The 8,578-nt window shown below is 66.0% G+C and carries 9 protein-coding genes and 2 tRNA genes; 6 read left to right on the top strand and 5 right to left on the bottom strand.

What is annotated here, in order from left to right:
- Positions 1 to 1,677, bottom strand: a 1,677-nt coding sequence (locus tag FRC96_RS22690; protein ID WP_146976051.1) for a serine/threonine-protein kinase, incomplete at its 3' end; no start/stop codon positions are given.
- Between the two features lie 98 nt (positions 1,678 to 1,775).
- On the bottom strand, positions 1,776 to 2,378 hold the full coding sequence (locus FRC96_RS16525; RefSeq protein WP_146976050.1) for a hypothetical protein: 603 nt from the start codon (positions 2,376 to 2,378) through the stop codon (positions 1,776 to 1,778).
- Positions 2,379 to 2,688: 310 nt separating this feature from the next.
- Here FRC96_RS16525 and FRC96_RS16520 point away from each other — a divergent pair.
- The 3 genes from FRC96_RS16520 to FRC96_RS16510 all read left to right on the top strand — a co-directional run bounded on the left by FRC96_RS16520 (position 2,689) and on the right by FRC96_RS16510 (position 3,323).
- Positions 2,689 to 2,762 (top strand) — tRNA-Pro (locus tag FRC96_RS16520).
- Between the two features lie 52 nt (positions 2,763 to 2,814).
- A tRNA-Arg gene (locus FRC96_RS16515) sits at positions 2,815 to 2,888 on the top strand.
- Between the two features lie 135 nt (positions 2,889 to 3,023).
- Positions 3,024 to 3,323: a putative signal transducing protein gene (locus tag FRC96_RS16510; RefSeq protein WP_146976048.1), complete on the top strand. Its 300-nt coding sequence runs from the start codon at positions 3,024 to 3,026 to the stop codon at positions 3,321 to 3,323.
- 111 nt (positions 3,324 to 3,434) lie between these two features.
- Here the strand turns inward: FRC96_RS16510 and FRC96_RS16505 are convergent, their stop codons facing one another.
- The 3 genes from FRC96_RS16505 to FRC96_RS16495 are packed head-to-tail and all read right to left on the bottom strand — an operon-like array spanning position 3,435 to position 5,446.
- Positions 3,435 to 4,418, bottom strand: a complete 984-nt coding sequence (locus FRC96_RS16505) for a polysaccharide deacetylase family protein (RefSeq protein ID WP_146976046.1) — start codon at positions 4,416 to 4,418, stop codon at positions 3,435 to 3,437.
- The gene (locus tag FRC96_RS16500; protein WP_146976044.1) at positions 4,415 to 5,155 is read right to left on the bottom strand and encodes a glycosyltransferase; all 741 of its coding nucleotides are present in this window, start codon (positions 5,153 to 5,155) and stop codon (positions 4,415 to 4,417) included. Before FRC96_RS16500 ends, FRC96_RS16505 begins: the two co-directional genes overlap by 4 nt.
- A 30-nt stretch (positions 5,156 to 5,185) precedes the next feature.
- A complete protein-coding gene (locus FRC96_RS16495; RefSeq protein ID WP_146976042.1) occupies positions 5,186 to 5,446 on the bottom strand; it encodes a hypothetical protein in 261 nt (86 codons plus the stop codon).
- 158 nt (positions 5,447 to 5,604) lie between these two features.
- Here FRC96_RS16495 and FRC96_RS16490 point away from each other — a divergent pair, with 158 nt between their 5' ends.
- The 3 genes from FRC96_RS16490 to FRC96_RS16480 all read left to right on the top strand — a co-directional run bounded on the left by FRC96_RS16490 (position 5,605) and on the right by FRC96_RS16480 (position 8,311).
- Entirely contained in the window at positions 5,605 to 6,072 is a 468-nt protein-coding gene (locus FRC96_RS16490; protein ID WP_230470356.1) for a regulatory protein RecX, read from the top strand.
- Positions 6,073 to 6,223: 151 nt separating this feature from the next.
- Positions 6,224 to 7,162 carry an EamA family transporter gene (locus FRC96_RS16485; RefSeq protein WP_146976038.1) on the top strand — a complete coding sequence of 313 codons (939 nt, stop codon included), beginning with the start codon at positions 6,224 to 6,226 and terminating at the stop codon, positions 7,160 to 7,162.
- 144 nt (positions 7,163 to 7,306) lie between these two features.
- Positions 7,307 to 8,311, top strand: coding sequence for a hypothetical protein (locus FRC96_RS16480; protein ID WP_146976036.1), 1,005 nt, complete (start codon positions 7,307 to 7,309; stop codon positions 8,309 to 8,311).
- The last annotated feature ends 267 nt before the right edge of the window (positions 8,312 to 8,578 follow it).

The following is an 8,578-nucleotide window of genomic DNA, read 5'->3' as shown; positions in this document are numbered from 1 at the left end:
GCCGGAGGCCTGGCGAGCGGCGCCGCGTGCGGGCTGTGGGTCTGGCGCCCGGGTGTCGTCTTCGGGCGCTGGCGATGGTTCGGCGCTGGCGAGCTGCGCGTGTTCGGTGATGGTGGCCGCAGCGAGCGTGGCGGCCTGACGGGCCTGTGCCCGGGCGTCGGGCGCGTCGGGAGTGGGTTCGGCGGTGGCTTCGGGGGGAGGCGCGTTGTCTGGCGCCTCGGGAAGGTCGGCGGATGCGGCCGAGGCGACGAGGGGATCGCTCGTGGGATCGGGCTCGGAGGAGTTGGCCGAGTCGCGGGCGATGAGGAAGGCCGCCACGCTCATCGCCACGATGATGGCCACACCCAGGGCGGCCAGGATGAGGATGCGGCCGCGCAGGTTGTGGGGCTGGCCGGTGGCGTCGGTCGTAGGGGTGGCGGCGGTGGGTGTGGCGGGGAGCTGCGGTGAGGCGGCTGTGGGGCCGACGGACGGCGCCGGCGTGGAAGAGGGCTGGGAGGTGGGGGTGGTCGTTGAGGCGGCGGCCATCGCGCCGCTGACCCGGCCGGTGAGGGAGGGGGCGCTCAGCGGGTGGCCGAAGCAGAGCTGGCAGATGGCGCTGAGCTCCTGCGCGAGCTCGGCAGCGGTGGGGCGCTGGTCGGGCTCGGGGAGGATGCAGCGGTGGATCAGCTGGTGAAGTTCGTCGGGGACATCGGCGCGGCGGCTGCGAAGTTCGATCGCCGGTTTGTTGATGTGGGCGAGCAGTCCGCTGCCGGTCATCTCGAAGGGGAGCTCTTTGCAGAGGAGCTCGTAGAGGGTGACGCCGAGCTGGTAGACGTCGGTTCTGTCGGTGATCTGCGGCCCCAGGATCTGTTCGGGGGCCATGTAGGCCGGGGTGCCGCGCACGGCGGTGCCGCGGGCCATCAGGTGATCGATGGAGCGGGCCAGGCCGAAGTCGATGAGCTTGAGCTTGCCCTCGGGCTCCAGGATGGCGTTGGCCGGCTTTAAGTCGCGGTGGATGATGCCCTGCTCGTGCAGGAAGGCGACGGCGGTGGCGAGTTGAAAGCCTGCTTCCAGGGTGAGATCGAGGGGCAGGGGGCCGTTGGCTTCCAGGAGCTCGTCGAGGTTTTTGCCGCGGACGAGCTCGGTGATGATGACGTCGCGATCGTCGAAGGAGGTGACGTCGTGCACGGCCACCAGGTTGGGATGGGTGAGGGTGGCCATCGCGCGGGCCTCTTCGAGGAAGAGGCGGCGGGCTTCGGGGTTTTCGCGAAGCGCCTCGCTGAGCATCTTCAGCGCGACCTGGCGGTTGAGGCGCGTGTCGGTGGCCAGATACACCACGCCCATGCCGCCGCGGCCCAGGACCTGGTCGAGGCGGTAGCGATCGCCCATCAGCGTGGGAGGAGCCTGCGGGCCGGTGCTGTTGAGGGGCTGGCCGTAGGCCGCCAGGGTGTCGGCGTGAGCCTGGGCCGAAGCCTGTCCGATCTCGACGACCATCAGGCTTTTTTGCGGGGTGACCTCCACACGGGTGGTCTTCCAGCCATCCTCGGTGAAGATCTCCAGGGTGTGGGCGCCGCCGCTGAGCGCGAGCTCGACGCGGCCCTCCTCGTCGAGTTCAAACTCCTCGGAGGTGCCGGGCAGGCGCACGCGGGCTCGGGCCAGCGGGGCGGCGTCTTGAATGAACATCAGGCGTGCGGTCACGATCGTGGCTCGTCAGCAGTCAGGGCCGAAGCGGATAGGCCGCATTATGGCAGGGATCGCCGGCCGGGTCGAACTGCGCACGCATGATGCCCGAGGCATCAGCGGCCGAAGAGGGCACGGTCTTTATAATCGCGGTATTCGGGGGTCTCTTTGACCGGGCTCATCAGGGCTTCGTAGGCCTCGTCGCCGAGGCGTTCTTGCAGGGCCTGCTTGAGTTTGAAGGAGTCAGCGGGGCTTGCGACCGCGTAGAAGTCGACAAGCACGCGGGAGGCGGCCTCTTCACCGTCGTTGTCGCGGTGGGCGATGAGCGTCTCGATGATCGACTGCGGTTTGCTCAGATCGATGGTGACGTCGCTGGCGGGGGTGCGCTTTGCGGCGGGCTTTTTGGGAGCGGCAGCCTCTTTTTTGGCCTCTTTCTTCGTTTCTTTCTCAGGGGCCTTCTCAGCCTTACTGGCCGCGGGCTTGCTGGCTTTGGGCGCAGGAGCCTCGGCGGGCTTTGCAGCCGGGGCGGGCGCTTCATCGGCGGTGGCGGATTCGCTGGCCGAGATGGAGGCGGGGGTTCCCAGGGCGGAGCGCAGCAGCTCCAGGGCCATCTCGGAGTAGGTTTTTCCGAGGCGATCGGCCATTGCTTTGACGCCGTCGACGACCTCGACGCCTTCGCGATCACTTGCACGAACAACGAGCTGCGCTTTGTAAGCCATAACTGAGAACTCCATCGGTGTTGCATTAAGATCAAGGGTCAGGCGACCCGGGGGGCGGCGCGCGGGGAGGGCGCCGGGGTAAGCCCGCCAACATCTGAACAGAGATGTAGGCACAAAAAAATCAGGCGCAAGGTGCCGGACGCACCCCGGGCCCAACATGGCTTATTTACGACGCTTTGAGCGATTTGAATAGGGAGGATTGGCGAAGAGATTTTCCAGAGCGCAGGTTGTTGCGCCGCACGCGCGAATCGATTAAGAAGATTTTTGCCGGATCGATGGCGAGTGCGCTCGCCGGCGGTCGCTGGCATGTCGGGGCGTGGCGCAGCCTGGTAGCGCGCCTGCTTTGGGAGCAGGATGTCGCAGGTTCAAATCCTGCCGCCCCGACTCCGGACCCGAACTCACCCCGTTACGGGCGTGGCTTCGGGTCCAAACGTTTGCGCTCGTAGCTCAGTTGGATAGAGCAACGGCCTTCTAAGCCGTGGGTCGCAGGTTCGAATCCTGCCGGGCGCGTCTTCATCAACGATCAGGGGGGAGCGGGCGTCTTGCCCGGGCTGCGCAGGTGTCTAGTATCCGTGGGGCAACACCTGAAATGTTGATGAGTGCCCCTTTTTTGACGCAAAGCTCGCGAAGCTCCCGGAGGTCGTTATGACACAGTCCAAAGCCCATTCCTCGCCGACCACCGACGAGAACGTGGAGATGATCGAGATCTACGCCACGGCGAACTTTGCCGAGCTGCAGATTCTGACGGACATCTTCGACGAGGAGCAGATCGGGTATTTCACCCGTGAGATGGAGATGTCGATGATGCCGGTGCACGTCGGCGGCCACGATGAGGTGCGCCTGGCGGTGGAGGGCGGCCGTGTGGATCAGGCCCGCGGCCTGATTCAGCAGGCGATCGTCGATGAGGCGATCCCCGGCGACGGACATTTTATCGAGCAGGATTGAAGGCGCAGAGGTGGGGGAGGTTGGCGCGCGGCGCGGGTTTGAGGCCCGTGCGGCGCCCGCTGCTGCTATGCGTGCTGCTACGCGCTGGTGCGGCCGACCTTGCGCCGACGTTTAAGCGAAGAGCTCGCCGGCCTTCGGGGTGGCGAAGAGCTGGTGCATCGGCGTCAGGGTGCGCTGTGCGGCCATCAGGGAGAGGGTGCGCGCGTAGCGCGCGCGCTTTGTCTGCCAGGGGATGCGCAGGTCGGGCTGGCGGGCAATGAGCAGGTCGGCGTCGGGCTCGTCGCGGATGTCGTCGGCGTCGATGAAGTCCAGCGCGTGAAACTCAAGATCGAAGTAGGCGGGGAAGGAGGCCTCGATCAGCGGCCAGAGGCGCTCAAGTCCCGGGGCATCGAGGAGGTGCAGGCTGGTGCCAATCAGCGGGAAGCTGCCGGCGGGAAGCACCGCCACGGGCACCTCCCAGTAGGTTGACGCAGGGTCGGCGGGCGGTGTGGTGTCGCGTCGCCAGAAGTGATGCAGGTCGGGGATGTAAGGAGAGCGGGGCGCGCGCAGCGCGCGCACGTCGGTGCGGTCACTGCGGCTGGGCTCACCGCGCAGCTCGCGAAAGGCCATCACCGCGGCCTTGGCCAGCCAGTAGGGGCCGCATCCAAAGACCGAGGCGTCGTAGCGGTGGCCGAGCTGTTGGGAGGTCTGCAGCAGGGTGGTGCTGAGGTTGTAGCCCGGGGTGCGAAACCCCACCGGGCGCGGGGCGCCGGTGGCCTCAATGGCGTCATCGCAGCGCAGAAGTTGCGCGTGAATCACGTCCGGCGTGCGCCGGCGCAGATCGTAGAAGTGATCGTAGGTGTGGTTGGCCAGCTCGTGGCCTTCGCGGTGCGCGCGCGTGGCGAGCTCGCGGTGGGCGTCGTGCTCCAGATCGCGGCCGACCACAAAGAGGGTGGCGTGGAGCGCGTGCTCCTTGAAAAGATCCAGAAGACGCGCGACGCCGACCCGCCAGGTGATGTCGCCCGCCGAACCCACAGGCTGCAGAGGCAGCCCGTGGATCTGGCGGTAGCAGGTCAGGGCGTCGAGGTCGACGGAGACCGAGGCGTGAGCGCTCATCGGTTGGTGACGCGGATCACCCAGACCAATCGGCCCAGGTTCTTGAGCACGTTGGGCACGCGGCGCACCAGGTGGATGGAGGGCTGGCGTTTTTCGACGATGTGTACCGGGATCTCGGTCATGCGGAAGTTCATGCGCTCGGCGCGGATGACGAACTCGCTGGCGAAGAGGTCGCGGTCGACCACGCAGCGGTCAATCACATCGAGCAGGCGCTGGCGGCGAAAGGCTTTGAGGCCGTGGGTGTCGGTGCCGTGGAAGCCCAGAAAGACGCGGAAGAGGCCGTTGAGCACGCGGGTGGCCAGGCGGCGGAAGGCCGGGCGGTGATCCATGGAGCGATCCAGGGCCTTGCTGCCGACGACCAGGTCGTAGCCCTCGCCTTCGATCTTCTCCAGCGCGCGGGCGTAGAAGTCGGTGTCGCAGAGATCGATCTCGTCGCAGAGCACGATCTCACCGTGGGCTTCCATGATGCCGCGGCGCATGGCCAGGCCGTAGTTGGGCTCGTCGCTGTGGAGGATGCGCAGCTGCGGGTAGCGCTCCTGGAGCGATTTGGCCAGGGCGACGGTGTTATCCGAGGAGCCGTTCTCGCTTAAGATCAGCTCGTAGGAGCGCGAGTTGAGGCGAGGGTCGGCGGCGATGTTGGCGGTGAGCTCCTCGACGGAGGACTCCAGGATGAGCTCCTCGTTGTAGATGGGGATGACAATGGAGAGCTCAACATCGGTGGCTTGCGAGTTGGACATGGGGCACACAGCTTAAGAGAGAAGTGAGGGTCAGGAGGCGGAGTCGGAGGTCTGATCGCGGATCCAGCGCCAGAGGGTGAAGACGATGCCCGCGTTGATCAGGGCCACGAGCGCGGCGAGCACAAAGAGGAAGGTGCCCTCGCCCTCGGGTTGTTTGAGGCCCAGGTAGATGGGCACGCCGGCGGGCAGCAGCATGACGATGAGGCCGCCGATAAGCGCGCCACGACCGACCGCCGGCGAGCTCGCGTGGCGTTCGTCTTCGGGCGGTGTTTGGGGGGTGAGTTCCGACATCATGTGCCTTTTTAAAGGGGCCAGCGGCGGCGCAGGATAACGATTGTGCCGGGGCGTCGCAACGCCACCGACTTTCGCAGGCGTTGTTTGCCCATTATGCCCCTTGTGGTAAGTCTTGAGCGGTCGAAAGTCGAGCCTTTTTCACCCCCTTGAAGTCCTTGAAATCAGACGCAAAAGAGCACACACGCGAGGACGTGGAGGCCGCGGCCTACCGCTTTCTGGCGCGCCGCGATCATGCCTGTGGAGAGCTTCGCCAGAAGTTGGGTCGCTACGACTTTGAGCCGGAGCTGGTCGAGGCGGTGCTCTCGGAGCTCGTGGATCGGGGTTACCTCGATGATGCGCGCTTTGCCGAGACCCAGGGTCAGGCGCTGGCGCGTAAGGGGTGGGGGCCGGCGCAGATCGCCCATCGCCTGCGCCAGCGTGGGGTTGAGAGCGTGCATATCGACGCCGTGCTCGACCTGGTGGAGGCCGAAGCGAGTTTTCGGGTGCGCGCCTCGGAGTATCTGCGCGGGAAGTTTGGGGCGCCCGAGACGTTGGATGAACGCGCGCAGCGGCGCGCGTTTCGCCATATGGTCTACCGTGGCTATGCGCCCGGGTTGGTACGTCGCCTGCTCTTTGATGCTTGAGCGCGGGCGCGCCGCGGTCTATGCCGGGCGTTCCCCCTCGACGCCTTCGAGCTCGCAGGTGCCGGGGAGGGGGATGATGGCGGCGCGCGCTGCGCCGCCGAGGTTGTTTTTGGAGGTCGCAACACCTCCGCCACAGACGTAGGACCCCACGATGTTGAGCGCGTTTACCCTCGGGTTTGTGCTGGCGCTGGCCTCAGCGAGCTGCTGGGCGGTGCTGGATATCTCCCGCAAGAAGTTGGGCGTAAAGATGAGCGCCACCGGCGCGGTCGCCGGCCTGATGCTTCTGCACCTTGTTTACATCAACCCCGTTTTGCTCGCCGGCAGCCTCACCCAGGTGCAGGGGCCGCTCGGCGAGTCGCTGCTGGCGGGGTATCCGCAGGTGCCTGCGGCGTACATCCTGCCGACGGCGGTGTCGGTGATGATGAACCTGGCGGCGAACTTCTTGTTCTTGCGCGCGGTGCAGATCTCACCGTTGAGCCTCACCACGCCTTATCTGGCGTTTACGCCGGTGTTTACGGCGATCACCGGACTGATCTTTCTGGGGCAGGTGCCCTCGGGCTACGGGTGGGCGGGGATCGCGATCGTGTGTGTGGGCGCGTTCTTTATGAACCCGGGCAACAAAGAAGACGGTCCGCTGGCGCCGCTCAAAGCGCTTTGGACCGAGCGGGGCAGCGCGTTCATGCTGATCGTGGCGATGATCTGGAGCATCACCCCGATCCTCGACAAGAGCGCGGCCGATATGACCAGCCCCATCTGGCATACGATGGTGCTGGCCGGCGGGGTGGGCACGATCTTCGCGTTGAGCCGGCGTGTGCGCGACGGGAGCTTTGCTCCGCTGATCACCGAGTTTAAGTCTACGCCGCGCTGGCTGGCCCTGGGGGGCTTCTTCGCCGTGGGAGCGATGGCCTTTCAGCTGAGCGCGTACGCCTTTATCGATGTGGCCTATGTGGAGACGGTCAAACGCGCGGTGGGGGTGAGCGCGGCGATCGCCGCCGGGTACTTCTTCTTTGGGGAGCGCAACATCACTCGCCGGCTGGTGGGCGCGGCGGTGATGTGCGTGGGTGTGGCGATGATTTTGATGGCCGGGTGATCGCTCGCGGCGCTTTGAGGGGCGCTAAGTGGGCGCGTTTTGTGGACTTTCGTGACATCTGTGTGGCGGTGTGTGAACATATGTTGAAATGTGGGAGAGGAGATCGTTACACTCATGGGACGTCAGGAAACTAAGGGAAAGAAGATGCACCTGCCTCGCGGTGGTTGGAGCGCGTCGGGGGCGCTGTGTGTGTTGGGAGCGATCGTCATCGCGCTGGGAGGTTGCGGCAGCGATGAGGTCGAGGGGCAGAGCTGCGATCCGGGGGAGCGCCTCAACCCGGTGAGCGGGCGCTGTGTGCCGGATGGGCGCGGCGGGCCAGACTCAGATGCCGGCGCCGATGACGCTGGTGATGACGATGCCGGCAACCTCCCGGACACTGGCGAGGATGCGGACGCTGGCGAGGATGACGCTGGCAACCTCCCGGACGCCGGCGATGACGAAGCTGGTGATGACGATGCCGGCGTGGTCGAAGACGTCTGCGCGCTGGATATGGATCTGAGCTCGGACGTGGTCTGTGAGTTTTACGCCCACTCGGCCTCGACGCTCTATCTGATCGACCCCTTCCGGCTGACCATCGAGGAGGTGCGCTCGGTGCCGGAGGGGCTTTTTGATATCGATACCCACCCCGACGGTCGGCTCTTTGGCATCACGCAGGAGGGGCTCTACCGCTTCGACGCGAGCCTGGAGACCTGGGAGTTGATGGAGCCGCTCGCGGGCCTTGGCCAACCCAACGGCCTGTGCATCGACACCGGCGGGCAGGGCTATCTGACCTCCTACGACGAGCTCTACACCGTGGATCTGGAGAGCGGGGCGGTGGCGCTGGTCGGTGAGACCGGCGGGGGCTTTAGCTCCAGCGGCGACTGCGTGATCGATAAGGGCAACACGATCCTCATGAGCAGCTCTCCGCGAGGACCTTTTCAGAGCGATGATGAGCTGGTGTGGCTCAATGGCGACACCGGCGAGGGGAGCCTGCGCGGACGCACCGGGCATGCCGATATCTACGGGTTGACGGCGGCCTGGGGGATCTTGTTTGGCACCACCGGCGACGGGAAGTTGTTGCGCATCAACCCTGCCACAGGCGTGGCCGATGAGCTGCACGACTTTGGCGATATTGTCTTCAACGGCGCGGCGAGCTCGCCGGCGCGTTGATGCGCCGAGATCTGGCGATGTGAGATGTTAAAAAGCCGCCGCGCCCTCAGGGCGCGGCGGCTTTTTTGTGGCCTCCGAGCTGAGCGTTGAGGCTTAGTTGACGCGCTCGATGGAGACCTTGCCGTGGCCGAGGTTGAAGGCGGCCTCACTTTCGGTAGCCGCGCCGGCGCTGAACGAGCCGCCGCCTCCGCCGCCGTAGTTGTCGGTGGTGCCGCCTCCGCCGCCGGAGTAGCCCCCGCCGCCGGCGCCGCCGCAACCGCCGGCACC

The organism is Lujinxingia vulgaris, from assembly GCF_007997005.1.
GTDB lineage: Bacteria > Myxococcota_A > Bradymonadia > Bradymonadales > Bradymonadaceae > Lujinxingia.
This window is presented reverse-complemented; position numbering and strand designations above follow the sequence as displayed.